Consider the following 26691-nt stretch of genomic DNA (forward strand, 5'->3'; position numbering starts at 1 on the left):
AGACAATTTAAGTATTACATTTTAAAAATCAACTCTGAAAAACACATTCCACGATTTCATAAATTTTTTGTAATTTCGCCGTTGAAATAAAGGGGTGCTGTAACAAGCTGAGATTATACCCAATGAACCTGGAACGGGTAATGCTGTTTAGGGAAATTAAAAATGAGCAATAAGTAATAGACAGTGAATAATTTTCAACGATTACTTATTACCGATTACTAATTACTCATCATAATCCGCCCCTTTTATTCATTAAATTTTAAAGATTTATAGAATGAAAGGATTATTTTTTTTAGGGCTTACCGTTGGCTCATTCGCTTTTTTACAAGCTCAAAATACCGATTCCTTGAAAATAAAGGAAATTGAAGCCGTTAATTTTACCAAAAGACTTCCCGTTGCCAAAGAAATCATCAATGTTGCCAAAGATTTGGATAGTAAAAATCTTGGACAGGATTTACCGATTTTACTGAAAAACCAAACGTCTATTATTTCAACTTCGGATGCCGGAAATGGCGTTGGATACACGGGTTTTAGAATTCGTGGAGTCTCCGGAAGTGCCATCAATGTGATGATGAACGGTGTTCCTTACAACGATTCCGAAAGTCAGGGTACTTTTTTCGTTAATGTGCCGGATTTAACGAGTTCTGCTTCACAAATCGTGATTCAAAGAGGAGTTGGGACATCGAATAACGGAGCTGCTGCGTTTGGCGCAAGTATCAATGTTCTTTCAAAAGATCCGGAAGATAAAATGTATTTTAAGACAGATGACAGTTACGGTTCGTTTAATACATACAAATATTCTGCTGAGGTTGGCTCAGGAAAATTCTGGGGAAATCGTCTTTCTGTGATGGGACGTTACACTCATATTAATTCTGACGGGTATATCGACAGAGCGTCTTCTAATCTTAATTCCTATAATTTCACGGCACTTTTTGAAGAAGGAAAGACAAAAATCCGTTTGATGGCATTTGGCGGAAAAGAAAAAACTTATCAAGCCTGGAACGGAATTGACAGAAAAACTTGGGAAACAGATCCGAAATTCAATTATTCAGGAGCAATTTATGATTCAAATTGGGAAAACATTGTTGGCTTTTACGATAACGAAACCGATAATTACAGACAAAACCATTATCAGTTGCTTTGGGAGCAGAAGTTTAATGCTCGATGGAATTTAGAAACGACTTTACATTATACAAAAGGGAAAGGATATTACGAAAATTACAAGCAGGGAGATCCTTTTGCGAGATACAATTTGGCTGATGTAAATGGTGAGGAATATTCAGATTTCATCAGAAAAAAATGGCTGAATAATGATTTCTACGGAATGGTTTCCACACTTTACGGGAAACTCGGAATTGTAGATCTTAATTTCGGAGCGGTTGCCAATCAATATTACGGAAGACATTTCGGAAATGTGACGGGTGTTTTCCTGCCTCAGATCGATGAACATGAATATTATAGAAACCGTTCCGTGAAAAACGAAATGGCAGGTTTTGCAAAAGCGTTGGTTCGGGTTAATGATTTCGAATTCTTCGGAGATTTACAATTGAGAAATATCGATTACGATACAAAAATTATCACTGCAGGAGATGATGAAGGTGCAGATTTAGATAAAAAATGGCTGTTTTTCAATCCAAAAGTCGGCGTTAACTATAAAATCGGAAGCGGGAAAGTTTTCCTTTCTTATGCTCATGCTCACCGTGAACCCAATCGAGATGATTTATTAGCAAATAATGATGTGAAAGCAGAAAAACTGCACGATTTCGAAGCTGGTTTTGAAAGACAGTTTGGCATCGTATCATTTACGGCAAACTTATATTATATGTATTATGTCAATCAGTTGGTATTGAATGGCGAACTGAATAATGTGGGCGCATTCATCAGAACCAATTCCGGGAAAAGTTACAGAAGCGGGATAGAAGTTGGAGCGTTGGCAAAGATTTCAAAACAGTGGGAAGTGACAGGAAATGTGAGTGTATGCAACAACCGAAATTTAGATTTTAATATCGAAACAGAAGATCAGCCGAAAAGTTTGGGGAATACCCAGATTTCTTTCTCTCCAAATTTGATTGCGAACTTAGGATTGAGATTTAATCCAAACAAAAATTTCCAGTTTGTTTTGCAGAATCAATATGTCGGAAAACAATATCTCGACAATACAGAAGATCAAAATTTACAATTAAAAGATTATTTACTGACCGATTTTAACGCACAATATCAGTTCAAGATTAAAAATAATGACATTGCTCTGAAATTATTAGTGAACAATATTTTCAACAAAAAATATGTCAATAACGGAGCTGTTTACGACAGTGAACCTTACTATTTTTCTCAGGCAGGAATCAACTTTATGTTCGGAATCAGCTGGAAAATCCAGTAATCAGCACAGAATATTTTACATCGTATATAAAAGTGAAATATTAGATTTAATTTTTTTAAGGCTGCTTCGGCAGTCTTTTTTTTGTTGGAAGCTTTTCCAGCTATCCACTCATACTCCTCACGCCGCCGCATTTTCCTCCGCCTGCTGTGGGGTAACCGTTTCTATCTGGGCTATGAAATTCTGACTGCAGAAATGAATTGTTATTAATCTCAATCTTTATCATCACCGAATCTCTCAAAAAGTCATGAAAAAGTCATAAATTTGCCACCAAATGAATATTTCAGCTTACATTTTAGAATATTTGAAACAATTCGGGACAGCAACCGTTCCCGGATTTGGAGTATTTTCCCTTGAAAATTCCAAGGCGATTATCAATTCCGAAAATGGGAGTATTCTGCCTCCCGCAAGCAAAATTGTTTACAAACCGGATTATGAAGTGCAGTCGGATGATCTTGCAACTTTCATCGGAACTCACAAACAAATGCCTTTTGAAGCTTCTAAAACCGATCTTCAGATTCAAACCGATTTCTGGAAGAAAAAATTGCAGGCAGAACAGAAATTAGAAATCCAGGGAATCGGCACGATTTATACCGAAGAGGGGGAAACTCATTTTAAAGGAAACAGATTACAGTCTGATCATCCGGATTTTTATGGCTTGGAAGAAATTAAAATTTCTGACATTGATAATAATAACGGTAAATTATCTCAAGTAGCAAATTCTGATAAAGATTACAAATTCAATAAATCTATCCTTTGGGCTTTCCTGATTATTATTCCGATTTTGGGAATTTTGTATGTTGCTTATACTCAACAGGAGCTTCTTTTTGGGAAAAAATCTTTTGATAAAACAAATATTTCGGTACAAACCAAAACACACAGAATTGAAAAAGATACTGTGAAAGTACAAACTTATACTCCGCCGGTTTTAGATTCTTTAAAAAAAGATTCAGTAAAACAACAAACCGTTCAGCCTGCATCTGGAAAAGGTGTTAAGGTTCCGGTGACGACAAACAACACTAAGAAATAAATGGCAAAAATAAAAAAAGCGTCAGATTCATTGACGATCATGACGAATATTGTTCTTCCCAATGATACCAACCAATTGAGAAATCTTTTCGGTGGTGAATTGTTGGCAAGAATGGACAGGTGTGCTTCTATTTCCGCAACAAGACACTGCGAAAGAAGAGTAGTGACAGCTTCTGTAAATCACGTTTCATTCGATCATCCGATTCCGGAAGGAGGAATTGTAGTGATGGAATCTAAAGTTTCCAGAGCTTTTTCTACTTCAATGGAAATTTATGTGGATGTCTGGTTGGATGATCCTATCAATCGTAAAAAAATTCAGACCAATAAAGGTATTTATACTTTTGTTGCGGTGGATGAATTCAACAGACCAATTCCGATTCCTGATATGGAGCCAGAGACAGAACTTGAAAAAGAAAGATTTGCCGCAGCTTTAAGAAGAAAAGAGTTATCATTAATTCTCTCAGGAAGAATGAAGCCAACAGAATCTGTGGAACTGAAAAAACTTTTCCAGGAAGAACCTAAATAATTTCTTTTATAGAAGTGCCGCAAAAAATTAACGTAATTATTACAGATAGAACCGACAGAAATATTTGTCGGTTTTTTATTGCCTCCTCAAAAGAGTTTTCTAAGAAATCTAAATGGTCGTCGGATTTTTTAAACATTTTCTGTGGGAAAAATATAACCATTCCTATAAAAGATAAAATGATGGCATTAATTTCAACCTCTAACCATAAAAACATTTTATTTCCAAATCCGTCTGCGCCTTCTGATGAATAGTGAATCGGAATGGTTTCCTGAATGTACGGAAATTTAATAATCAAAAAAGCAATATAACCTAAAAGCAGTAATACGGAAAAGCTGAAAATAATTTTATGCAGATTCATGAGATCAGAAATTGAAAAATTCTATCCTGCAAAAGCTTTTAATAATTCTTTGAAACTTACCTTTGCACAAACAAATATAAGAATTATGCCTTCTATGAGAATATTACTCCTCGATAAAAATCATCCGCTGATTACCAAGCAGCTTTTAGCCAAAAATTGTGTTTTGGAAGAAGATTTTACATCTTCATACGACGAGGTTTGTACAAAAATTGGAAATTATGATGGAGTTATTATACGAAGTAGAATTCCTTTAGATAAAAACTTTTTAGAACAGGCAAAAAATCTGAAATTCATCGCAAGGGTAGGGGCGGGAATGGAAAATATTGATATTCCTGTTGCTGAAAAATTAGGAATTCAATTGATAAATTCTCCTGAAGGAAATAGAGATTCTGTAGCGGAACATGTTGTTGGAATGTTATTAATTTTAATGAACCGACTTTTCATCGCATCTCAGGAAGTGAAAAATGGAATTTGGCTTCGTGAGGAAAACAGAGGTGACGAATTGTTAGGAAAAACTGTTGGTTTAATTGGCTACGGAAACATGGGAAAAGCCACTGCGAAAAGACTTTCAGGTTTTGGCTGTAAAGTGATTTTTCATGATATTCTGCCCAATCTTTCAGATGAATATGCAACTCAGGTTTCTTTGGAAGAATTGAAGGAAAAAGCTGAGGTTTTAAGCTTGCATATTCCTTTGACTGAAGAATCTTATTATCTCATCGACGGTCCGTTCATTTCTGATATGAAAAATGACTTCTATTTCGTGAATACAGCGAGAGGAAAAAACATTGAAACTAAGAGTTTAGTTGAAGCATTAAAAGCTGGTAAGGTAAAAGGTGCCTGTCTTGATGTTCTTGAATATGAAAAGGCATCTTTTGAAAAATTGGAAACAGAAAATGAAGATTTAAAATATCTTCTGGATTCTGAGAAAGTGATTGTTACGCCGCATATTGCAGGTTGGACGGTTCAGAGTAAAGAAAAATTGGCGCAGGTAATTGTTGATAAAATCATAGCTTCTTTTATTAATTAAACCCGAATCAGGATTATATGAATTTAACCTTTGAAAGATTATGTTAAATAATTCATAATATATACTCAAAGAGTAAAATTTATTTTGAGTTTTATTAAATTGCCGCTCATTTTGAAACCCATGCAGATGCGTAATTTTATACTTCTTTTAACTGTCTTTTTATCCCTTTTTTCCTGTAAAAATAAATCTGAGAGCAAAGAAGCTGTCGTAGAAAATACGACCAATCTTCCCAACTACGGAAATGTAGATTTGGCTAATGTTTTTACAAAGGCGGATAATCAGTTGTCTGACAAAGCGTCTCTTGTACAATACATTGATCATTATTACAAAAAAGTTTGGGATGGAGGTAATTTAAGTGGTGGAATTCTGGTGGCAAAAGGAGATGATATTCTGTATGAAAATTACAGAGGTTTTGCAAGAGAGGGCAATCAAAATCCGATTAATAAAGATACTCCACTTCATGTAGCTTCGGTTTCAAAAACATTAACGGCGATGGCAATGATGAAGTTGATAGAAGCTGGGAAAATAAAATTAACGGATCGGCTTACTCAGTTTTTTCCGGGATTTCCTTATCCGAATGTCACGGTTAAAACACTATTGTCCCAAAGAAGCGGTCTTCCGAAATACGAATATTTTATTACTAAAATTCAGCCGGCTCCGGCGGAACTTTCAAAGAAATTTATTACCAATCAGGATGTATTAAATATGCTTGTTAAATACAAGCCCGATCTGGCGAGAGAAACCGATACGGGGTTTATGTATTGTAATACCAATTTTGCATTGTTGGCTTTGTTAATTGAAAAGGTTACCAAAGTTTCTTTTCCTCAAGCAATGCAGGAAATGGTTTTCACTCCTTTAAAAATGAAAAATACCTATATTTTTCAAGAAAAAGATATTCCGACAGCTTCTCAGTCTTTTTATTATGGAGGAAGCAAGCTATATCCCTTAGACAGACTGGATCTTATTTATGGTGATAAAAATGTGTACACAACGCCGAGAGATTTACTTAATTTTTCGAAAGCAATGTTTTCAAAGGATTTTTTAAAGCCTGATTTGAAAGAAATGATTTTTACACCCTACAGCAATGAAAAATTCGGGATGAATAATTACGGGTTTGGTTTCAGGATGAAAATTTTTGATAATGGTGAAAAATTGACTTACCACAACGGCTGGTGGCACGGAACCAATTCTGTTTTTGCTCATTTGCTTAAATCTAAAGTGACAATTATTGCGATTGGTAACAAATATTCAGGAAAAGTATATTCTGCGCTGGCATTATCAGGATTATTTGAAGATTTCCCGCCTCAGAAAGCAAAACTTCAAAGTGTTATGAATGAGGATAAAGATACATTGAACGGTCATGGTGAAGTTTTTGGAGAATAATGTTTACTTTTGCCTAAACATCTTCATGAAAAGACTTCTTCTATTATTTGTTATCGGATTTCTTGTACAGTCTTGTGCGAGAGTAGGTTCTCCCGTTGGCGGACTGAAAGATACGATTGCCCCAAAATTTTTAGGATCCAATATTGATACGACAAGAATTAATGTTCCGAGAGATATTAAAGAACTGCGTATTGATTTTGATGAATATATAACGCTGAAAGATGTCAGCAAAAATCTAATTATTTCTCCGCCCATTAAGAATATTACAAGAATTATTCCTTCCAATATTGCGAATAAGTTTGTTTTAATTCAGTGGAGTGACACGTTGCAGGCCAATACAACCTACAATTTCAACTTTGGAAATTCTATCGTTGATAATAATGAATCGAATATTTTGCGTTATTTCAATTTTGCTTTCTCTACAGGTGAAAAGCTGGATGACCTTTACATCAGTGGTGAGATAAAAGATGCGATGGCGATCAAAAAAGCCAGTGAAAATAAGCTTGTTGTCGGTTTATATCAGGTAAAAGATACCATTAATTATAAGCAAAAACCTTATTATATCACCAAAGTTGATGATGATGGCTATTATGAACTCAATTATCTTTCACCCGGAAAATACAAAATTGTTGCTTTTGATGATGAGAATGGAAATTCTATGTATGATCAGGGGAAAGAAAAAATTGGTTTTCAAAAAGAAGCTGTAGATGTTGAAAAATCTATTTCAGGATTAAATCTGAAAGTTTATCCGTCAAAAAAGCCTTTAAAATATGTTGAAATGAAAGAAACTCCGGGAGGAGTTTTAATGACATTTGAAGGTAAACCGGATGATGTGAAAGTTCTTTCCATTAATGATAAACTTAAGGACATTAAAGTTACACACCGCCCAAAATCTGATTCTGTAAATATCTGGTTTGATGCTGTGAAAGACGATATCGGACAAACCGTAACGGAGAATTTGAAATTCAGTTATGATACTGGTAATAAGCAGGATACCGTTTCTGTTTTTTATAAGTACAATAAAAAGAATACAATGGATATCAATAATGATATTTCGGGAACAATGGCACCGTTCAGTGATTTCAGATTAAATTCTAACTATTATCTTGATAAACTGAATACAGATAAATGGACTTTAAAAGTGGCGGGAGACAGTATTAATACCATTCCTTTCACGGCAAAAATATCAGAATCAAATCCTTATCATATTTTAGTGAAATCAGAATTTATGGAAGGAAAAAAATATCAACTGACCGTTCCTAAAGAAACTGTTTCTTCTTTTTATGCTAAAAATTATCAGTCCAAACGTTTTGATTTCGAAGTTGATAAAGTAGAAAATTTCGGTAATGTAAAGTTTATCCTGCAGAATGCTCCGACTACAAGCTATTGGTTACAGTTATTGGACAGCTCTGAAAAGCCGGTCTATCAAAAATATACGAAAGGAAGCGAGGTACTGTTTCCTATTCTTAAACCCGGCGAATATATTGCAAGAATTCTGGTCGATCATAATGAAAATAAATATTGGGATGAATCTGATTTCCAAAATGAAATTTTTGCCGAAGATTCTTATATATATTACAAGCCTGTTATCGTACGTCCGTTGTGGGACAGTAATGAAACTTGGGATCTAAAAGATACGAGAACGCTGGATACATCAAAAATGACAACACCGAAAGCAGTAGAAACTCCTAAAAAGCCTCTTAATAAGCTTGGAACCGACAATGAAATGCTGACACCCGTTAAATAAATGAAAACATTTAAAAAAATACTTTTCTGGAGCTTGGTTGGTTTTGCTTTAATACAGTTTATTCCTACAGATAAAGTCAATAAACCGATTAATCACAAAGTAAATTTTGTTGAGGCTAAAAAAACGCCGGAAAAGATCGCCGGACTCATAAAATCTGCTTGCTATGATTGTCACTCGGATGAAACAGTTTATCCTAAGTATGCCTTTGTTGCTCCTATTTCATGGTCGGTAAAAAGTCATGTCAATGAAGGCAGAGAACATTTGAATTTTTCTACTTGGGACACTTATAATAAGGATTTAAAAGAAAGTATGCTCAACAGCGCAATTGCAACTGTGCATAATAAAACAATGCCGATGCCGGGATATATTGTGTATCACAAAGAAGCTAATTTGTCTGAAGCCGAAAGAAAACTACTTACAGATTATTTCGAAGAAATGTTGAAAACAAAAACGTATTAGTTAAATAAAAAATTCCCACAAATTCATTAAATCTGTGGGAATTTTATTTTAGTATATTGATTAAATATTCTTTAGATATTCTTCAAAAAACCTTTTCTGAGAATCAAAAGCGAGATCATTAAGATTCAATTCTTTTAAAGGAATCCAGATTGCTTCTGAGATTTCAGACAGTTCAAGATTTACCTTAAATTTGTCTGAAACATTATATTCATAAAAAAGATCAATCGTATTGTAATCTATTTCTTTGTATTGATATACGTTTGGAAGGCTTGTTAAATACTTTAAATTTGAAATATCAACATCTAGCTGCAATTCTTCGAAAAGCTCTCTTTTACAAGTTTCTTCTGCACTTTCTTTAGGATCAACAAAACCTCCCGCAAGATCGAGTTTTCCTTTTTTAGGATCTCTATTTCTTCTCGTAAGATAAATTTCATCATTATGTCTGATAACAACAGCAACCGCACCGGCAACGTTGTTGTATAAAGAGAATTGGCAGTTGGGGCAGCTCCATTTTTTTTCACCATCCCAATGTAAAGTTTCTTTACCGCAGCTTGGGCAATATTTCAATATTTTCATTAAGCAATATTAATGTTTCTTGGGTGATAAGTCAATATCACATCACGAAGTTCTTCTGTTTTCAGATGGGTGTAAATTTCCGTACTGGTAATACTCGAATGACCGAGCATTTCCTGAATATAACGAAGATCTGCACCGTTTTGAAGCAAATGCGTTGCAAAAGAGTGTCTGAATGTATGCGGAGAAATTTTCTTGCTTACACCTGCTTTATCAGTCAGTTCTTTTATAATTAAAAATACGATTACTCTGGACATCGAAGTTCCTCTGCTGTTAAGGAACAATGTATCCTCATACTTTTTATTGATTTTATTTTTCGGACGTACTTCTTTGATATAATCACGTAGCAGGTCTGCAGTATATTCCGCTAAAGGGACAAAGCGGGTTTTATTTCCTTTTCCGTTTACTTTGATATACTGTTCTTTAAAATTAATATTGGAAATTTTAATATCAATCAACTCAGAAACACGAAGTCCACATCCGTAGAGTACCTCTATAATACATTGGTTTCTTCTTCCAAGATCACAGTTAATTTCAATGGCGCTGATGATTTTATTAATATCAGGAAGGCTCAAGATATCAGGAAGGTATAATCCCAATTTGGGACCTTCAAGCAAGGCTGCGGGATTATCCTCACGATATTCATCCTCCAACAAGAATTTGAAGAATGCTTTAATAGAAGATATCCATCTAGCCTGAGACCTTTCGCTGAATTTTTGTTTTGAAAGGCTGAAGATGTACTCCTGGAGATTGTCATAGCAGATTTTATCCGGGCCGATATTTTCCAGAGATTCTTCTGCGTATTCTTTTAGCTTTTTAATGTCGCGTACGTAGGCGTCAAGTGTGTTTTCTGAAAAATTTCTTTCGAAACGAAGAAAAATTTCAAAATCTTTAATTTTTTCATCCCAAATCATTGTGTTTTATTTTTTTAGTTCACATTCCGAAATTTGTTCTATTTCAATATTATGGCCTCTTAAAAACGATATTCCGTCGTCGTCTGAATATTCATTAATGTACACTAATCTGGTAATTCCCGCCTGAAGAATAAGTTTACTGCATTCTTTACAAGGGGAAAGCGTTAAATATAACGTTGCGCCTTTTGCAGATTGTGTAGAAGCTGCTAATTTTAAAATAGCATTTGCCTCTGCATGCAGTACATACCAATGTGTTATTCCCTCTTCATTCTCACAGCAGTTTTCAAATCCTGAAGGAGTACCATTATAACCATCTGAAATAATCATCCTATCTTTTACAATAAGAGCTCCTACCTGCTTTCGTTTACAGTAGGAAAGTTTTGCCCATTCCTGAGCCATTTTTAGATAAGCTTTATCAAACTTATTCATACCGCTACATTGTTTTTTCGAAATAATTTGTATTAAAGGGTTGATAAATTAGAAGTTAGGTTTTCTTTTCTCTAAAAATGCAGAAACCCCTTCCTTTTTATCCTCCAGATCAAAAAGTTCTCCGAAATATTTAATTTCAGTTTCAAAACCTTTGTCTGTATCTGACAGATTAACAGCACTTATTGCTTTGGAAATCGCTAATGGCGAATTGCGGGCAATTGTAGTAGCTAATTCTTTTGTCTTTGTTAATAATTCTTCAATCGGAAATACCTCATTTACCAGTCCGGTTTCTTTTGCACGTTGTGCAGGAACCATTTTGGCAGAAAAGATCATTTCATTGGCAATACCTTTCCCTACAAGCTTCGGAAGCCTTTGAGTTCCGCCGTAACCGGGAATTAATCCCAATGTTACTTCCGGTAATCCCAATTTGGCATTCTCCGATGCATATCTGATGTGGCACGCCATGGCAAGCTCCAGACCTCCACCCAATGCAAATCCGTTTACGGCTGCAATTACAGGTTTGGTCATATTTTCAATTTTATTGAATAGCGTATTTTGTCCGTTTCTGGCAAGTTCTTCTGCATTTTCCTGTCCAAAATCGCTGAATTCTTTAATATCAGCTCCCGCAACGAACGATTTTTCTCCACTTCCTGTAAGAATAATTACTCTGCAAGAATTGTCAGCAGCCAATCCGTCCAATACTGAACTTATTTCACTGATTGTTTTAGCATTAAGCGCATTTAAACTCTCAGGTCTGTTTATTGTAATAATAGAAATTTTATCTTCCCTATTTAATAATATATTTTCGTAACTCATGTTTCCACATTAAAATATTATTCCGTGCAAATTATACATTTTTTATAAAAAAAAAGGAAAAAAGTTAGTATTTTTTTCCTTTTATCGAATTTATTCTATAGGATAGTTATTTCGGGTGATTCATCATATTAGCATCAATAACGACATTCAGTTGAGAAGCTACTTTCATACCAAGTTCAATATTAGCCCTGAAGAAATGGCATAATTGGCGATTAATGATCTCGTCTTTTTTAGGTCCGTCGATGCCTTTCATACTTTCTATGATATTATTAACAAGATTCTCCCTATCTTCTGCATTCATGGCTTTAGAATACAATAATCCAGGCTGAGTGTAGTGATCGTCGTCATTTTCATTTCTGTTGTAGCTGGCAACGTGGGCGCTATCCAGTTCATATTCATAGTTTTTATAAGAAGGATCAGGTTTAATATCATCAAAACTGTTTGGATGGTAATTTGGTTTATCCTGATATTCACTAGAATCTGCCATAAAACCGTCTCTCTGATAATTATTAATAGCAAAAGGACATCTGTTGACTTCCAGATGATGAGCGTTAACACCAACTCTGTAGCGGTGCGCATCCGGATAAGAAAATAATCTTCCCTGAAGCATTTTGTCTGGTGAAAAACTAATTCCGTTGATTAAATTACTTGGTGAAAAAGTAGACTGTTCCACATGAGCAAAATAATTTACAGGAACTTCATTCAGTTCCATTTCTCCCACTTCAATTAACGGAAAATCTCCCTGAAACCAAACTTTCGTTATGTCAAAAGGATTCCATCTGAAATCTCTCGCCTGCTCTTCGGTCATTACCTGAATATGCATTGTCCATTTCGGAAAATCACCATTTTCAATAGCATTGCAAAGATCTTCCTGCGCAAAATCTGGATTTTCACCCGCCATCTTTACAGCATCATCATTTGTGAAATTCTTAACTCCCTGTTTTGTTTTAAAATGAAATTTTACCCAAACTCGCTCATTTTTATCATTAATCATTGAGAATGTATGAGATCCGAACCCGTGCATATGTCTATAACCGTGCGGTGTTCCTCTGTCTGACATTAAAATTAAAACCTGATGAAGCGATTCAGGATTCAAGCTCCAGAAATCCCACATCATGGTGGCACTTTTTAGATTCGTTTTCGGAACTCTTTTCTGAGTATGAATAAAGTCGGGGAATTTTTTAGCATCTTTAATAAAGAACACGGGTGTATTATTACCCACCAAATCCCAATTTCCGTCTTCTGTATAGAATTTTAAAGCAAATCCTCTTGGGTCTCTTGCGGTATCAGCACTTCCTTTTTCTCCTCCAACAGTAGAAAAACGGGCAAACATTCTACATGAATTTCCTACGTTTGAAAATAATTTTGCCTTTGTATATTGACTGATATCGTGTGTCACAGTAAATGTTCCATATGCTCCGCTTCCTTTGGCATGAACAATTCTTTCCGGAATTCTTTCTCTTACAAAATGCGCAAGATTTTCCTGGAGTATAAAGTCCTGAAGCAGAACCGGACCTCTCGGTCCAACCGTTTGTGAATCCTGATGTTCATAATATGGAGCGCCATTGCCTAACGTTAATTTTTTAGAATCCATAGGGTTGTAATTTGTATGATTAATTTCTTGTTTAGGTTGTATTATGTAAAGGTACTAATTATCAAAATTACTTGAATTTTTAATTGCCAATAGCAAAAACATTTTATCTTTGTAATAGATAATATTAATCAAATGAACATTCAGCAACTGGAGTATCTTATCGCTGTAGATAAGTACAAACATTTTGGTAAAGCGGCACAGGCGTGCTTTATTACACAACCTACTTTAAGTGCAATGATACAGAAGTTTGAGGATGAACTGGATGTAAAGGTTTTTGACAGAACAACTCACCCGATTCGTACTACAGATGTCGGGCTTCAGATCATCGACCAGGCAAAGGTTATTATAGAATCTGTCAATGAACTGAAGAACAAAGCCAATTTGTTAAATAATATTTTGGGAGGAACGATTAATCTTGGGATTATTCCAACGGTTTCTTCTTTCATTTTACCGACTGAAATTTTCAAGTTTCTGGAAGATAATCCGAAAATTCAGATGAATGTAAAGGAAATGACGACTGATAATATCATTAAAGCTTTAAAAGCAGGAGAGCTAGACGCTGGAATTATTTCTACGCCTTACGATACGGCAGATGAGTTTTATCAAGATTTCTTATTTAATGAAGAATTAATGATTTATAGTTCTAATACTGAGGCTAATAAAAAGAATTCTTATGTAGTTCCGGAGGATCTTAATGTAGAAAAAGTTTGGTTGCTTGAAGAAGGGAACTGCTTAAGAAATCAATTTGAAAATATCTGTCATTTAAAGGAAAATACGTTGAAACCGAAGAATTTGGATTTCTTAGCTTCCAATATTCAGACGTTGGTTCATATGGTAGATAAAGTAGGCGGAATCAGTATTCTGCCGGAGCTTGCTTTAAGTCAGCTTTCAGAGCTTCAGAAGGAAAATGTTTTCAGATTCAAAAAGCCTTTCCCTTACAGAGAAATAAGTATTATTTACTACAAACCCACATTTAAGCAGAAAATTATTGATGAATTATCTCATTCTATAAGAATTTCATTACAGAAAAAACTGAATTATAATGAAAGTCCAAAAGAATTCGTAAGCATAAAACCGCAATAAATTTTCATGGCTAAGTGCTTTATAATTAGATAATTTAAAGAAAATTATAATTAGTAAACAAATATTTTTGAGTATTAAAAAATAGTACTTAAATTTGCAACTGTTTACGAACGAGGAAAAATTTGACCTGATTGCAACCTCTATAAAAAAATGCTAAAACAGTATTACTCTTTTTAGACATTCTTGCAATTATTCTTTTTTTTCTTCGTGATTTTTAATCTAAAAAAACAAATAGAATAATATGTCTTATTTATTTACATCTGAATCTGTTTCAGAAGGACATCCGGATAAAATCGCCGATCAGATTTCCGACGCACTAATCGATAACTTTTTAGCATACGACAAAACTTCAAAGGTGGCTTGTGAAACTTTGGTGACAACAGGGCAGGTAGTTTTGGCAGGTGAAGTAAAATCTGATGCTTATTTAGATGTTCAGACGATTGCAAGAGAGGTAATCAACGGAATCGGTTATACAAAGGGTGAATATATGTTCAATGGTGATTCTTGTGGAGTTATTTCTGCGATTCACGAGCAGTCTCCAGATATTAATCAAGGTGTAGACAGAGCCGTAACTGATGAATCTTTCGAAGCTAAAGCAAACGCACAGGGAGCTGGTGACCAGGGAATGATGTTTGGTTATGCAACGAACGAAACCGCTAACTACATGCCTTTGGCTTTAGATCTGGCACACACTATTCTTAAAGAACTTTCTGCGATCAGAAGAGAAGATTCTGAAATTAAATACCTTCGTCCTGATGCAAAATCTCAGGTGACTATTGAATATTCTGATGATCACAAACCGGTAAGAATCGATTCAATCGTAGTTTCTACTCAACACGATGATTTTGCAGCTGAAGAAGAAATGCTGAACAAAATCAGAGAAGACATTAAAAATATTTTGATCCCAAGAGTTGTAGATTTACAAACTGAAGAGATCAAAGCGTTGTTTAATGATCAGATCAAATATCATATCAACCCAACAGGAAAATTCGTAATCGGTGGTCCTCACGGAGATACGGGTCTTACGGGAAGAAAAATCATCGTTGATACATATGGTGGAAAAGGAGCTCACGGTGGTGGGGCTTTCTCCGGAAAAGATCCTTCAAAAGTTGACAGAAGTGCTGCTTACGCTACAAGACACATTGCTAAAAATTTAGTGGCTGCAGGAGTTGCTGACGAAGTTTTGGTACAGGTTTCTTATGCTATCGGTGTGGCTGAGCCTTGTGGTTTGTACATCAACACATACGGAACTTCTAAAGTTGATCTTCATGATGGTGAAATTGCTAAAAAAGTGTCTACAATTTTTGATCTTAGACCTTACGCAATCGAGCAAAACCTGAAATTGAGAAATCCGATTTACCAGGATACGGCTTCTTACGGTCATATGGGAAGAGAGCATTATGTTGCTGATAAAACGTTCAACAAAGGTCACAAGAATGAATTAACACTTACAGGATTAGAATTCTTTACTTGGGAAAAACTTGACAAAGTAGACGAAATTAAAGCTTCTTTCGGAATTTAATTTTTAAACTTATAGAATAATGACTGCTTTATCTTTTCGGTAAGGCAGTTTTTTTTAATTTTACATGAAATAAATAGAAGATGAACTACGCTAGACTTGCCATTACAATCCTTACCCTATTTTTTCTGAACACTTTTGCCAAGGCACAGGTGACGGTGCATAAAATGGTGAGCGCAGGATATACCTATCAAAACCAGAGTTTCGGTGAATTGGGCGGTAAATTGCTTTTCCTGAAAAATGATGATGTTATTTACCGCTTGGGAGGCTCTGCCTTGATGGGCTCTGCAAATTCGAAGTTTGCCATTATGCCGAAGCTTTCAGCTGATGTATTGTTTAACTTTCAAAAAGATGTTGATTTCTATCATTCTTACTACTTTTTGATCGGGGCAGAAGGCACAAATAAATATGTTGCACCAAAAATCGGCGTTACTCTTTTCGGAATGCTGGATCTTACCGGAGGATATGCTTTTCCAATAAACGATTTAAACGGTAAAGAATTGAAGGGTCTGAATATTAATTTTACACTAAATATCCCCACTGTGTTCATTCACGATATGTTTAATTAAATATTATTATCTTTTTCGTGTAAAAAGTTAATAATTGGTTAACAGTTATTAAAATTTTATTATATTTACAACATATAAAATTGTACACGCCTATCGATTGACTTTACTCTGAAGAATTGTTTTGTATTTACAGCTGAGACCAGATAAAATATCTGGATTTAAAGATTGTCAGCAAAAATATTTATTGAGAAGAAAGTTATGAAATCAAAAACGGATAGTTTACTAATTTCCCTTTATCAGAAAGGAGACGAACAGGCGTTGTCAACCCTTATCCACCGCCATCAGAGAGAACTGTTTACATTCATTTTTTATAAAATAAATGACGAAGATCTGGCAAACGATGTTTTCCAGGATACATTCATGAAGATTATTGTGATGTTGAAAGAAGGACGCTACAACGAAGAGGGCAAGTTCATTCTTTGGGCAAAAAGAATAGCATATAATCTTATCATAGACCATTTTAGGGCAAAATCTAAAAATATTAAAGTTTCGGAAACTACTTTCGAGACCGATGAATATTCTATTTTTGACTTGTTGAGAGAGCCTTCTGAAAATATTGAAGATCAATTGGTATCCAACCAGATTCAGGAGGACTTAATGAAAATGTTGCAGTTTCTTCCGGAAAATCAGCAGGAAGTGATCAGATTAAGATTTTTTGATGGGCTAAGCTTTAAAGAAATTGCCGATCATACGGACATGAGTATTAATACAACCTTAGGGAGAGTGCGTTATGCATTAATTAACCTGAGAAAAATCATGGAAGAAAATAATATTATCTTGACGAGATAGATAATAATTTCATAAAATTCTCGTTTTAAGGAAAAAACTTTTATTTGCCTATGAGAAAAAATGATTCCTTAAAAGTGAAAACTTTGAAACCTAAGAAACAAACGATTGATTTTCTGCTCAGCTTTTCAAAAAGCTTGGAAGTTGTAAAAACAAAGAGCAAGAATTACCCGATTTCCAAAAATTAAAATTACTAATTTTGTGCTGTATGAAAATTCAGCACATTTTTTTTGATCTCGACAATACGCTTTGGGATCACCGTAAGAACGCTTATCTTACCATCAAAGAACTTTTTGAAAAAGAAGAAATCAATTTAAAATACAATATCAATTTTGAAGAATTCCACTCTGTTTATCATGAGATTAATGAAAAACTTTGGGAAAATATTCGTGACGGAATTATTGATAAAGAATATTTAAGAAAACACCGTTTTTATGATACGTTCAAAAATTTTGGTGTTGATGATGAAGAATTGTCAATGTATTTTGAGGAGCATTTCTTAGATAAAATTCTCAATCATAATGAATTGGTAGAAGGTGCAACATATATTTTAGAATATCTTAAAGCTAAAAATTATACTTTGCATATTATTTCCAACGGATTTAAAGAAGTAACTGAAAGAAAGTGTATTTTGTCGGGAATTGACAAATATTTTCAAACCATCACAAGTGCAGATTCTGTTGGGGTAAGAAAACCCCGCCCTGAAATTTTTGAATATTCGTTAAGTCTTTCTGACGCTACAAAAGAAAACAGTATTTTAATTGGCGACGATTGGATTGCGGATGTTGTCGGCGCTCAAAACTTTGGAATGGATGTGATTTTCTTTGATGTTTATCATGAAAATAGAAAAGAAGAAGGCTTGAAATCAATTCAACATCTTTTGCAGATAAAAGAGTATTTATAAGAGTTTCGGCGGCACCAAAGGTGCCGCCGAAACTATATTATTAAGTTTAAAATTAAATTCCCAAACTTTCTCTTACTCTTTTCATTGTTTCTGTTGCAATAACTTTCGTTTTCTTTGCACCTTCCTGAAGTTTTGTTTCCAATTCATCAAGATTGTTCATATAATAAGAGAAAAGTTCTCTTTCTTTTTCAAATCTGGCTAAAATTAAATCTAAAAGCTCTTTTTTAGCATGACCATAACCGAAGTTTCCTGCTAAATATTTTGCTCTTAATTCTTCTGTCTGTTCGGGAGTTGCGATCAGTTGATAAATTGCAAATGTTTTATCTGTCTCAGGATCTTTTGGTTCTTCTAAAGATTTTGAATCAGACTCAATGCTCATAACCTGCTTTTTCAATTCTTTTTCAGGTAAGAAAATATTAATGATATTTCCTCTTGATTTAGACATTTTATGACCATCAACTCCGGGAACATATTTTGTGTCTTCCTGAAGTTCAGATTGTGGTAGTACAAAAACTTCACCCATCTGATTATTGAATCTTGAAGCGACATCACGCGCAATTTCCAAATGCTGAAGCTGGTCTTTTCCTACCGGAACAATTTCCGCATCGTACAGTAAAATATCTGCAGCCATCAAAATAGGATACGTGAACAAGCCTGCATTCACATCCTGCAAACGGTCTGCTTTATCTTTAAATGAATGCGCCAAAGTCAATCTCTGATAAGGAAAAAAACATGATAAATGCCAAGAAAGTTCACAGGTTTCAGGAATGTCGCTCTGTCTGTAAAAAAATGTTTTTTCGGTATCTAATCCACAAGCAAGCCAAGCCGCAGCAATCTCGTAGGTATTCTGTTTCAGTTCTTTCGCATCTTTAATCTGGGTAAGAGAATGAAGATTTGCGATAAATAAAAATGATTCATTTCCTTCCTGTTTAGATAATTCTATCGCAGGAATAATAGCACCCAACAGGTTTCCCAAGTGTGGTGTTCCGGTGGCTTGAATGCCGGTAAGAATTCTTGACATTTGTTTAAAATTTATATTTAAAAATTAATGAATTGCAAATTTAGTTAATTCTCCAGCAGATTTCACGAATTTACAAGGATGATTGTGTTTTTTATTCTTTGTGATATTGGTAAATATTTTTGCCGGGATAATTTAAACGCAAAGATTTAATTATTAATTTTTTTATTTTAGGATGCAAAGTCAAATAAAGTTTGCTTCGCAAAGCTTGAAAATAAACCTTCATCAAATCAACTTGTTGATTCACCTTTGCTCACTTAAAACTATTTATTATTTAATTGAAAACTTTGCGTCAAAAAATCTACGTAATCTACAGAATCTGCGAGACAGAAAAAACTAAGGAATCAAAATCTTTTTTCCTCCGAATTTCGGTTCAACTCCCAAAATCAAATCCAGATATGCTTTTGTTTTGGCTAAATATTCTCTCATATTGGTTTTAAAACCGGCATATTTATTAACGTCCTCAGCATTATATCCGAAAGCTTCAATACCGTTTTGTTTGGCTAAAAATACCGCTCTTTCATTATGGAACTTCTGAGAAACGATAACGATTTTTTGCTGTCCGAAAATTTCTTTCGCCCTTACTATAGAATCTAGAGTTCTGAAACCCGCAAAGTCCAGAAAGATATGATCTTGTGGAATTCCGTATTTCATTAATGCCAGTTGCATATCTTCAGGTTCGTTGTAATCTTTGGTGCTGTTATCGCCGCTTACGATGATGTATTGTATTTTTCTGCTTTTGTATAAATCTGCGGTTGCCTTAATTCTATTGTCGAAATAAGCGTTAGGAGAGCCATTATTTAAATTTTTGCTTGTACCTAAAAGTAAAGCGGTTTTTGTGTCAGGAACGTCTTTGATATTATAAGAAATGAAGCTTTCACTACTTTTCTTAATGCTGTAATTTGCCCAGACCATAAAAATAATTCCTGCAACAAAAAGAAGCAGGAAAATTTTAAATAGAGTTTTAATTAATTTTTTCATTCGTGTGAAATAGTTTAAAATTCCAGACCGTTCGGGAAAGCTTTTTTTCTGAAAGTTAACAGCAAAATTGCTCCAACCGTAATCGCCGAATCTGCAACATTAAAGATATACTTGAAAAACTCAATATGTTTTCCTCCAATTAAAGGCCAGCTTTCAGGAACATTCCAGTCTACCAAAGGGAAGTGGAGCATATCTACCACGCAACCTCGCATGAAAGTAGAATATCCGTGTCCGAAAGAAGTGACTTTGGAAATTCCGCCATAACCAATCCATCGGTCGATACTTGGATCATAAACCGTTCCGCTGTCGAAAATCAGACCATAGAACATTCCGTCAATTAAATTGCCGATAGCTCCTGCAAAAATCATCGCCATAGGAATCAGCAGATAATTAGATTCGCCTCGCTCTAACCATTTTCTGAATAAATAAATCATTCCGCCAATCAGAATAACTCTTACAATTACCAGGAAATATTTTCCGATAACGCCGCCAAAATGAAGCCCGTAAGCCATTCCAGGATTTTCTACAAAGGTTAATTTAAAACCCGGTAGAACAGAAATGCTGTCGTCTAAGTTGAAATGAGTTTTTATGTAAATTTTCGAAGCCTGATCAATCAATAAAATAAGAAAGGTTACCAATAAAATCTTTTTCATTACAGGTTCGTCTTTGGTTTGTCTTTAAAGTTTTTCCCCGTATTTTCTTTTTTGGCAGGAGTGCGTGGCTCGAAGGTTTGAGTTTTTGCTCCTCTTGTATGAAATTTTTCGTAACGAATTCCCATATCTTTCATCACACTTTTCAGTGCGTTCAGCTCCATTTGGTTCTTTGGGTGTACAATTAATGCCTCCATCTTTATTTAATTTATTTTTTTTTTTTTTGGACAATTCATCCAATCTTTTTCTGTCTTTTGCAGACAAATCATTGATTCCGTTTTTGCCCATTTTGCTTAAAAGACTGTCGATTTCTTTTTCCCTTTCCCGTTTATCAGAATTAAACTTATCATCAATCGTATAATTTCTTTTTTCATCGGGGAATAATCTGTTTTTGATCCATTCTCTGTTGAAAAATCCTACAATAGCAACGATGATAATTAATAAAATTAATAATTCGCTCATGGGTATATATTAAAAATTAGGTTTATAAAGTATTCCATGAAATACAATATAAACCCAAATTTATTCTAACTAACCTTTTACGGTTATTTCTGCATATTTTTCGCTTCAATGCTCAGCGTAGCGTGAGGAACGGCCAATAATCTTTCTTTAGGAATCAGCTTTCCTGTTACTCTGCAAACACCGTAAGTTTTGTTTTCAATTCTTATTAAAGCATTTTTCAGGTCACGTACGAATTTTTCCTGTCTTCCCGCCAAAATAGAATTCTGTTCCTTGCTCAACGTTTCAGCACCTTCTTCAAACGCTTTGAAAGTAGGAGAGGTATCATCTGTCCCGTTATTTTGGTCATTAATAAAACTTTCTCTGATCAACTGTAAATCTTTCTCAGCTTTCTCTATTTTTTCTTTAATAATTGCTTTAAATACTTGTAAATCAGCATCACTGTATCTTACTCTTTCGTCTGACATGTTCGTTTCTCTTTTTTAATAAAATTATGAAATGGGATTTGAATAAAAACCAACTGTATGTTAATTCTTTTCAACATTTATCTTAAAATTAACCTCATCAATTTCGATTTCGTTAAAATTTGAAAGTGAAGATACAATTTCTATTTTATTTGACAAGACTTCTGAAGAAATATATTCTTCATTCTTCTTGATGTCATTCAAGAACGGAGAATTTTCTTCCAATTTGATATTTATTCTGTCTGTTAAATCAAAGTCTTTCTCTTTTCTAAGGTTCTGAACTCTGTTGATAAATTCTCTTGCAATTCCTTCAGATTTTAATTCCTCTGTTAGCGTCAAATCTAATGCCACAGTTGTTTTCCCGTCAGAAGTTACGGTCCATCCCGGAATATCTTTTGTTGAAATTTCTACATCATCCAATGTGATTTCGTATCCTTGGATTTCAATTTTTCCTTCTTTCTCTAAACTCGAAATTTGTTCTGCAGAAAGATTAGCAATCTCACCACCAACCACTTTCATATCTTTTCCAAGTCTCGAACCTAACGTTTTAAAGTTTGGTTTTATCTGTTTTACAATTAAATGTGATGCTTCTTCAGCGTTAATTAATTGTAATTCTTTAACATTTACTTCCTGTTTAATTAATTCTGCAACCGCAGAAATTTGCTCCTCAGTTTTCTTGTCTAAAACAGGGATCAAAACTTTTTGTAATGGCTGACGAACTTTTACGTTTTCTTTCTTTCTCAAAGAGAAAACCATACTTGTAATAGATTGTGCTAAATGCGTTTTCTCAACCAAATCCTGATCGATCAAACTTTCATCTGCAACAGGGAAATCTGTTAAGTGAATAGATTCCGCAGTTTCTTTTCCTGTTACTTTATTTAAATCTTGATACAACTGATCCATAAAAAACGGAGCAATTGGTGCAGATAATTTAGCAACAGTTTCTAAGCAAGTATATAAAGTCTGATAAGCCGAGATTTTATCTTCTGAATAATCTCCCTTCCAGAAGCGTCTTCTGCACAATCTTACGTACCAGTTTGATAAGTTATCGTTCACGAAAGTGTTAATTGATCTTGCCACTCTTGTAGGCTCGTAATCTTCGTAAAATGCTTTTACTTCTTTAATTAATAAGTTTAATTCAGACAAAATCCATCGGTCGATTTCCGGTCTGTTTTGAACCGCGGGTTCAGCGAATTTAAATCCATCAACATTTGCGTATAAAGCAAAGAATGAATAGGTATTGTAAAGTGTTCCGAAGAATTTTCTTCTCGTTTCATCAATTCCTTCGATATCAAACTTTAGGTTTTCCCAAGGATTTGCATTCGAAACCATGTACCAACGTGTAGCATCAGGTCCGTAAACTGCTAATGTTTCAAATGGGTCAACTGTATTTCCTTTGGATTTCGACATTTTCACGCCGTTTTTATCCAAAACAAGACCGTTGCTCATTACATTTTTATAAGCAACTGAATCAAAAACTGCTGTTCCAATAGCATGAAGTGTGTAGAACCAGCCACGGGTTTGGTCAACTCCTTCCGCAATAAAATCTGCAGGGAATGCTTTATGATTGTCAATTAATTCTTTATTCTCAAAAGGATAGTGAAGTTGTGCATAGGGCATCGAACCTGAATCAAACCAAACGTCAATCAGGTCGCTCTCACGTTTCATTTCTCTTCCTGAAACTGAAACCAATACCACTTTATCAACAATGTTTTTGTGTAAATCAACTAAAGAATAATTTTCTTCAGACATATTTCCAATCTCAAAGCCTTTGAACGGGTTTTCTGTCATGAATCCTGCTTCAATAGATTTTTCGATCTCGTTATATAATTCTTCTACAGAACCAATGATGATTTCTTCTTTTAAATCTTCAGTTCTCCAAATTGGCAACGGAATTCCCCAGTATCTTGAACGGGAAAGATTCCAGTCATTTACATTTTCCAGCCAGTTTCCAAAACGTCCTTCTCCGGTTGATTTTGGTTTCCAGTTGATTCCTTTATTTAAATCTACCAATCTGTCTTTTACAGCGGTCATTTTTACAAACCAGGAATCCAATGGATAATATAAAAGAGGCTCATCAGTTCTCCAACTGTGTGGATAGCTGTGAACATATTTTTCAACTTTGAAAGCCTTATTTTCTTTTCTTAATTTTAAAGCAATTCTTTCATCAACAGAAAGATAATTTTTTAAATCTGCAATGATTGATTTTAACTGCTCTTTCTGAATGTTGAATTCCTTACTTTTTTCTTCGTCATTAAGATATTCTGCTTTTACATATTCATTGGCAAAACCGTAGACTTCATCTTTTACTAAAGACAAAAATCTACCTTGTAAATCTACCAAGGGAACAGGATTTCCATTTTCATTTAAAACTAACATTGGTGGAACTTCAGGTGTAGCTTCTTTCGCTACTTTAGCATCATCAGCACCAAACGTCGGAGCGGTATGAACGATTCCCGTACCGTCTTCTGTCGTTACAAAATCTCCTGAAATTACTCTGAAAGCATTTTCGGGATTTTGATAAGGTTTAGCATAATCTAATAACTGCTCATATTTGATTCCAACCAAATCAGAACCTTTGAATTCTGCTAGAATTTTATAAGGAATAACTTTGCTTTCTGAAGTATAATTTGAAAAATCTTCGTCAGTCCCTTCACTATATTTTTTCGCAAACTGCTTTCCAACCAAAGCTTTAGCCAAAACAACATTAATCGGCTCAAAAGTATATTGATTGAACGTTTTAACTAAAACATAATCGATTTTTGGTCCTACAGTCAAAGCGGTATTTGAAGGCAGTGTCCAAGGAGTTGTCGTCCAAGCCAAGAAATGTACATCTCCAAAACCTTGTAAAAATGAAGGCAATGTTTCTGGTAATGTCTTAAATTGTGCAACAACCGTTGTGTCGGAAACATCACGGTAAGCCCCGGGCTGATTTACTTCGTGTGAAGATAATCCTGTTCCTGCTTTTGGAGAATAAGGCTGGATCGTGTAACCTTTGTACAATAATCCTTTATCATACAATTGCTTCAACAGCCACCAAACCGTTTCCATATATTTTGACTTGTACGTGATATACGGATCTTCAAGATCAACCCAATATCCGATTTTCTCGGTAAGGTTGTTCCAAACATCTGTGTAACGCATTACCGCTTCACGACACGCCTGATTGTAATCTTCAATAGAAATTTTTTTGCCAATATCTTCTTTAGTGATTCCTAATTCTTTTTCCACGCCAAGTTCTACAGGAAGTCCGTGTGTATCCCAACCCGCTTTACGGAAAACCTGCTTCCCATTTTGGGTTTGATAACGACAGAAAATATCCTTTAATGCTCTGGCCATTACGTGGTGAATTCCGGGCATGCCGTTTGCTGAAGGCGGACCTTCATAAAAAACAAACTCAGGTTGCCCTTCACGAATCTCAACACTCTTATTGAAAGTTTTATTCTGTTTCCAGAACTCCGCTACATTCTCTGCTACGTCAATAAGGTTGAGGTTTTTGTATTCTTTAAATTGGCTCATTGTAATATATCAATATCGTTGATTAATTAAGTTGGCAAATTTACTAAAATTTGTCGGTTTATAATATATGTTTTATTTTGGAATCAATGATCAAAATATTCAGTTTCAGAATGGAGTATAAAAACTCGATATTTTTTAATGTTGAAATCCCCGAATCTTTTCATTTTAATTAAATAAATTTGTCTCTTAAAATCAAAACCATTGGAAATCGAAAAATCAGACCGTCAGGAAATAAAAAAGTTTCAGGAGCAAAAACTTCAGGAACTCTTGGCTTATCTTGAAGCTTATTCGCCTTTTTATCAAAGATCATTTAAAGAAAACAATATCAGAATTGGTGATATTCAGACGTTAGAAGATCTACAGAAAATTCCGACAACGACAAAGAATGATATTCAGGAGAATAACGACGATTTCTTCTGCATCACTCCAGATAAAATTGTTGATTACAGTACTACTTCAGGAACCTTGGGTGATCCGGTAACTTTCGGATTATCAGATAATGACCTCGAAAGACTGGCTTACAACGAAGCAATTTCTTTTGCCTGTGCAGGAATCAAAAAAGGGGATGTGGTACAAATGATTACAACCATTGACAAAAGATTTATGGCAGGTCTTGCTTATTTTTTAGGATTGAGAAAAATGGGAGCGAGTGTCGTAAGGATGGGTCCGGGAATTCCGGAACTGCAATGGGATTCAATTTTCAGATATAAACCTAAATATCTGATTACCGTTCCTTCGTTTTTATTAAAGATGATCGATTATGCAGAGAAACATGGAGTTGATTACAAAAATTCAAGTGTTTACGGTGCAGTTTGTATCGGGGAAAGTATCAAGAACCAGGATTTTACAGATAATATTCTTTCTCAAAAAATTAAAGAAAAGTGGAATATTACATTATTCTCAACGTATGCATCTACAGAAATGAGCACCGCTTTTACAGAGTGTGAATTTCAAGCCGGTGGACATCAGCATCCGGAATTAATTATTACAGAAATTCTTGACGATGAAGGAAATATCGTAAAAGAAGGAGAAAGCGGGGAATTAACGATTACAACATTAGGTGTTGAAGCGCTGCCTTTATTAAGGTTTAAAACGGGAGATATTGTAAAAGCGCATTATGAACCTTGCGAATGTGGAAGAAATACAATGAGATTAGGTCCGGTTGTTGGAAGAAAGCAGCAGATGATCAAATACAAGGGTACGACTTTGTATCCACCGGCGATGAATGATATTTTAAATGACTTCAATAATATTTTATGCTATCAGATCGTTATTCAGTCGAATGAAATTGGTTTGGATGAAATTATCATTAAAATAAGTACAGACAGTGATTCCGAAAACTTTGTGAATGAAGTGAGAGATCATTTTCGTGCAAAACTGAGGGTAAGTCCGAAAATTGAATTGATTGAGTTTGATATTTTGTCTAAAGTTGTCTTTAACCCAAATAGCAGAAAACCAATTACATTTACAGATTTAAGATAAAACAAAAAGCGGTCTGAAAATCTCA

The 26691-nt window shown here is 34.6% G+C and carries 25 protein-coding genes and 1 pseudogene; 13 read left to right on the top strand and 13 right to left on the bottom strand.

Annotated elements, in window-relative coordinates; genetic code table 11:
* The first annotated feature begins 274 nt into the window (after positions 1-274).
* The 3 genes from ASG22_RS15460 (at position 275) to ASG22_RS15470 (ending at position 3932) form a co-directional block, all read left to right on the top strand.
* Entirely contained in the window at positions 275-2380 is a 2106-nt protein-coding gene (locus tag ASG22_RS15460) for a TonB-dependent receptor (protein WP_055986531.1), read from the top strand.
* Positions 2381-2651: 271 nt separating this feature from the next.
* Complete coding sequence (locus ASG22_RS15465; protein ID WP_055986534.1) at positions 2652-3407, top strand: hypothetical protein; 756 nt, start codon at positions 2652-2654, stop codon at positions 3405-3407.
* The gene (locus ASG22_RS15470; RefSeq protein WP_055986537.1) at positions 3408-3932 is read left to right on the top strand and encodes an acyl-CoA thioesterase; all 525 of its coding nucleotides are present in this window, start codon (positions 3408-3410) and stop codon (positions 3930-3932) included. It begins immediately after the preceding gene.
* Here ASG22_RS15470 and ASG22_RS15475 read toward each other — a convergent pair.
* A complete protein-coding gene (locus tag ASG22_RS15475) occupies positions 3925-4290 on the bottom strand; it encodes a DUF1648 domain-containing protein (RefSeq protein WP_055986540.1) in 366 nt (121 codons plus the stop codon). The two genes, ASG22_RS15470 and ASG22_RS15475, sit on opposite strands and share 8 nt — an antisense overlap.
* 94 nt (positions 4291-4384) lie before the next feature.
* Here ASG22_RS15475 and ASG22_RS15480 point away from each other — a divergent pair, with 94 nt between their 5' ends.
* The 4 genes from ASG22_RS15480 (at position 4385) to ASG22_RS15495 (ending at position 8906) form a co-directional block, all read left to right on the top strand.
* Entirely contained in the window at positions 4385-5317 is a 933-nt protein-coding gene (locus tag ASG22_RS15480; protein WP_055986873.1) for a 2-hydroxyacid dehydrogenase, read from the top strand.
* Between the two features lie 120 nt (positions 5318-5437).
* On the top strand, positions 5438-6700 hold the full coding sequence (locus tag ASG22_RS15485) for a serine hydrolase domain-containing protein (protein WP_055986543.1): 1263 nt from the start codon (positions 5438-5440) through the stop codon (positions 6698-6700).
* Between the two features lie 25 nt (positions 6701-6725).
* Positions 6726-8447 (top strand): Ig-like domain-containing domain, encoded by a 1722-nt coding sequence (locus tag ASG22_RS15490; RefSeq protein WP_055986547.1) that lies wholly within the window; start codon positions 6726-6728, stop codon positions 8445-8447.
* Positions 8448-8906, top strand: a complete 459-nt coding sequence (locus ASG22_RS15495) for a heme-binding domain-containing protein (RefSeq protein ID WP_055986550.1) — start codon at positions 8448-8450, stop codon at positions 8904-8906.
* A gap of 60 nt (positions 8907-8966) precedes the next feature.
* Here the strand turns inward: ASG22_RS15495 and ASG22_RS15500 are convergent, their stop codons facing one another.
* The 5 genes from ASG22_RS15500 to ASG22_RS15520 all read right to left on the bottom strand — a co-directional run bounded on the left by ASG22_RS15500 (position 8967) and on the right by ASG22_RS15520 (position 13232).
* Positions 8967-9482 (bottom strand): NUDIX hydrolase, encoded by a 516-nt coding sequence (locus tag ASG22_RS15500; RefSeq protein WP_055986553.1) that lies wholly within the window; start codon positions 9480-9482, stop codon positions 8967-8969.
* Positions 9482-10393: a site-specific tyrosine recombinase XerD gene (xerD, locus tag ASG22_RS15505; RefSeq protein WP_055986556.1), complete on the bottom strand. Its 912-nt coding sequence runs from the start codon at positions 10391-10393 to the stop codon at positions 9482-9484. The genes ASG22_RS15500 and xerD overlap by 1 nt, the downstream gene beginning before the upstream one ends.
* A gap of 6 nt (positions 10394-10399) precedes the next feature.
* A complete protein-coding gene (locus tag ASG22_RS15510) occupies positions 10400-10822 on the bottom strand; it encodes a deoxycytidylate deaminase (RefSeq protein WP_055986561.1) in 423 nt (140 codons plus the stop codon).
* 48 nt (positions 10823-10870) lie between these two features.
* Positions 10871-11638 carry an enoyl-CoA hydratase-related protein gene (locus ASG22_RS15515; RefSeq protein ID WP_055986564.1) on the bottom strand — a complete coding sequence of 256 codons (768 nt, stop codon included), beginning with the start codon at positions 11636-11638 and terminating at the stop codon, positions 10871-10873.
* A gap of 106 nt (positions 11639-11744) precedes the next feature.
* Complete coding sequence (locus tag ASG22_RS15520) at positions 11745-13232, bottom strand: catalase (protein ID WP_055986567.1); 1488 nt, start codon at positions 13230-13232, stop codon at positions 11745-11747.
* A 132-nt stretch (positions 13233-13364) separates the two neighbouring features.
* Here ASG22_RS15520 and ASG22_RS15525 point away from each other — a divergent pair, with 132 nt between their 5' ends.
* The 5 genes from ASG22_RS15525 (at position 13365) to ASG22_RS15545 (ending at position 18093) form a co-directional block, all read left to right on the top strand.
* Positions 13365-14315 carry a LysR substrate-binding domain-containing protein gene (locus ASG22_RS15525; protein ID WP_055986570.1) on the top strand — a complete coding sequence of 317 codons (951 nt, stop codon included), beginning with the start codon at positions 13365-13367 and terminating at the stop codon, positions 14313-14315.
* A gap of 241 nt (positions 14316-14556) precedes the next feature.
* A complete protein-coding gene (metK, locus tag ASG22_RS15530) occupies positions 14557-15837 on the top strand; it encodes a methionine adenosyltransferase (protein WP_055986572.1) in 1281 nt (426 codons plus the stop codon).
* Positions 15838-15917: 80 nt separating this feature from the next.
* Entirely contained in the window at positions 15918-16403 is a 486-nt protein-coding gene (locus tag ASG22_RS15535) for a hypothetical protein (protein WP_055986575.1), read from the top strand.
* Positions 16404-16601: 198 nt separating this feature from the next.
* Positions 16602-17192, top strand: coding sequence for an RNA polymerase sigma factor (locus ASG22_RS15540; RefSeq protein ID WP_055986875.1), 591 nt, complete (start codon positions 16602-16604; stop codon positions 17190-17192).
* Between the two features lie 205 nt (positions 17193-17397).
* Positions 17398-18093 (top strand): YjjG family noncanonical pyrimidine nucleotidase, encoded by a 696-nt coding sequence (locus ASG22_RS15545; protein WP_055986577.1) that lies wholly within the window; start codon positions 17398-17400, stop codon positions 18091-18093.
* A gap of 52 nt (positions 18094-18145) precedes the next feature.
* Here ASG22_RS15545 and trpS read toward each other — a convergent pair whose 3' ends face one another.
* From trpS to ileS, 7 genes and pseudogenes are all read right to left on the bottom strand, one after another.
* Positions 18146-19114, bottom strand: coding sequence for a tryptophan--tRNA ligase (trpS, locus tag ASG22_RS15550; RefSeq protein ID WP_055986580.1), 969 nt, complete (start codon positions 19112-19114; stop codon positions 18146-18148).
* Positions 19115-19447: 333 nt separating this feature from the next.
* Complete coding sequence (locus ASG22_RS15555; RefSeq protein WP_055986583.1) at positions 19448-20092, bottom strand: vancomycin high temperature exclusion protein; 645 nt, start codon at positions 20090-20092, stop codon at positions 19448-19450.
* A gap of 14 nt (positions 20093-20106) precedes the next feature.
* A complete protein-coding gene (locus tag ASG22_RS15560; protein ID WP_055986587.1) occupies positions 20107-20745 on the bottom strand; it encodes a lipoprotein signal peptidase in 639 nt (212 codons plus the stop codon).
* A complete protein-coding gene (locus ASG22_RS21680) occupies positions 20745-20939 on the bottom strand; it encodes a DUF2683 family protein (protein ID WP_047398649.1) in 195 nt (64 codons plus the stop codon). The genes ASG22_RS15560 and ASG22_RS21680 overlap by 1 nt, the downstream gene beginning before the upstream one ends.
* A 34-nt stretch (positions 20940-20973) precedes the next feature.
* Positions 20974-21204: pseudogene (locus ASG22_RS21685) on the bottom strand (DUF6576 domain-containing protein); the annotation flags it as partial.
* Between the two features lie 83 nt (positions 21205-21287).
* Positions 21288-21668 (bottom strand): TraR/DksA family transcriptional regulator, encoded by a 381-nt coding sequence (locus tag ASG22_RS15570; protein ID WP_055986589.1) that lies wholly within the window; start codon positions 21666-21668, stop codon positions 21288-21290.
* A 60-nt stretch (positions 21669-21728) separates the two neighbouring features.
* Complete coding sequence (ileS, locus tag ASG22_RS15575; RefSeq protein WP_055986592.1) at positions 21729-25184, bottom strand: isoleucine--tRNA ligase; 3456 nt, start codon at positions 25182-25184, stop codon at positions 21729-21731.
* Positions 25185-25385: 201 nt separating this feature from the next.
* On the opposite strand from ileS, the gene ASG22_RS15580 reads away from it, so the two are divergent.
* On the top strand, positions 25386-26666 hold the full coding sequence (locus tag ASG22_RS15580) for a phenylacetate--CoA ligase family protein (protein WP_117590801.1): 1281 nt from the start codon (positions 25386-25388) through the stop codon (positions 26664-26666).
* The last annotated feature ends 25 nt before the right edge of the window (positions 26667-26691 follow it).

It is taken from the genome of Chryseobacterium sp. Leaf405 (genome assembly GCF_001425355.1).
Classification (GTDB): domain Bacteria; phylum Bacteroidota; class Bacteroidia; order Flavobacteriales; family Weeksellaceae; genus Chryseobacterium.

Excerpts from the sequence above, each read along its gene's own strand:
- ASG22_RS15525 (WP_055986570.1), top strand. The coding sequence starts at position 13,365 with ATGAACATTCAGCAACTGGAGTATCTTATCGCTGTAGATAAGTACAAA.
- ASG22_RS15500 (WP_055986553.1), bottom strand. The coding sequence starts at position 9,482 with ATGAAAATATTGAAATATTGCCCAAGCTGCGGTAAAGAAACTTTACAT.
- ASG22_RS15535 (WP_055986575.1), top strand. The coding sequence starts at position 15,918 with ATGAACTACGCTAGACTTGCCATTACAATCCTTACCCTATTTTTTCTG.
- ASG22_RS15490 (WP_055986547.1), top strand. The coding sequence starts at position 6,726 with ATGAAAAGACTTCTTCTATTATTTGTTATCGGATTTCTTGTACAGTCT.
- ASG22_RS15515 (WP_055986564.1), bottom strand. The coding sequence starts at position 11,638 with ATGAGTTACGAAAATATATTATTAAATAGGGAAGATAAAATTTCTATT.
- ASG22_RS21680 (WP_047398649.1), bottom strand. The coding sequence starts at position 20,939 with ATGGAGGCATTAATTGTACACCCAAAGAACCAAATGGAGCTGAACGCA.
- ASG22_RS15465 (WP_055986534.1), top strand. The coding sequence starts at position 2,652 with ATGAATATTTCAGCTTACATTTTAGAATATTTGAAACAATTCGGGACA.
- ASG22_RS15510 (WP_055986561.1), bottom strand. The coding sequence starts at position 10,822 with ATGAATAAGTTTGATAAAGCTTATCTAAAAATGGCTCAGGAATGGGCA.
- ASG22_RS15485 (WP_055986543.1), top strand. The coding sequence starts at position 5,438 with ATGCAGATGCGTAATTTTATACTTCTTTTAACTGTCTTTTTATCCCTT.
- ileS (WP_055986592.1), bottom strand. The coding sequence starts at position 25,184 with ATGAGCCAATTTAAAGAATACAAAAACCTCAACCTTATTGACGTAGCA.
- ASG22_RS15495 (WP_055986550.1), top strand. The coding sequence starts at position 8,448 with ATGAAAACATTTAAAAAAATACTTTTCTGGAGCTTGGTTGGTTTTGCT.
- ASG22_RS15475 (WP_055986540.1), bottom strand. The coding sequence starts at position 4,290 with ATGAATCTGCATAAAATTATTTTCAGCTTTTCCGTATTACTGCTTTTA.
- ASG22_RS15540 (WP_055986875.1), top strand. The coding sequence starts at position 16,602 with ATGAAATCAAAAACGGATAGTTTACTAATTTCCCTTTATCAGAAAGGA.
- ASG22_RS15570 (WP_055986589.1), bottom strand. The coding sequence starts at position 21,668 with ATGTCAGACGAAAGAGTAAGATACAGTGATGCTGATTTACAAGTATTT.
- ASG22_RS15560 (WP_055986587.1), bottom strand. The coding sequence starts at position 20,745 with ATGAAAAAGATTTTATTGGTAACCTTTCTTATTTTATTGATTGATCAG.
- ASG22_RS15520 (WP_055986567.1), bottom strand. The coding sequence starts at position 13,232 with ATGGATTCTAAAAAATTAACGTTAGGCAATGGCGCTCCATATTATGAA.
- ASG22_RS15460 (WP_055986531.1), top strand. The coding sequence starts at position 275 with ATGAAAGGATTATTTTTTTTAGGGCTTACCGTTGGCTCATTCGCTTTT.
- xerD (WP_055986556.1), bottom strand. The coding sequence starts at position 10,393 with ATGATTTGGGATGAAAAAATTAAAGATTTTGAAATTTTTCTTCGTTTC.
- ASG22_RS15480 (WP_055986873.1), top strand. The coding sequence starts at position 4,385 with ATGAGAATATTACTCCTCGATAAAAATCATCCGCTGATTACCAAGCAG.
- metK (WP_055986572.1), top strand. The coding sequence starts at position 14,557 with ATGTCTTATTTATTTACATCTGAATCTGTTTCAGAAGGACATCCGGAT.
- ASG22_RS15555 (WP_055986583.1), bottom strand. The coding sequence starts at position 20,092 with ATGAAAAAATTAATTAAAACTCTATTTAAAATTTTCCTGCTTCTTTTT.
- ASG22_RS15470 (WP_055986537.1), top strand. The coding sequence starts at position 3,408 with ATGGCAAAAATAAAAAAAGCGTCAGATTCATTGACGATCATGACGAAT.
- ASG22_RS15545 (WP_055986577.1), top strand. The coding sequence starts at position 17,398 with ATGAAAATTCAGCACATTTTTTTTGATCTCGACAATACGCTTTGGGAT.
- trpS (WP_055986580.1), bottom strand. The coding sequence starts at position 19,114 with ATGTCAAGAATTCTTACCGGCATTCAAGCCACCGGAACACCACACTTG.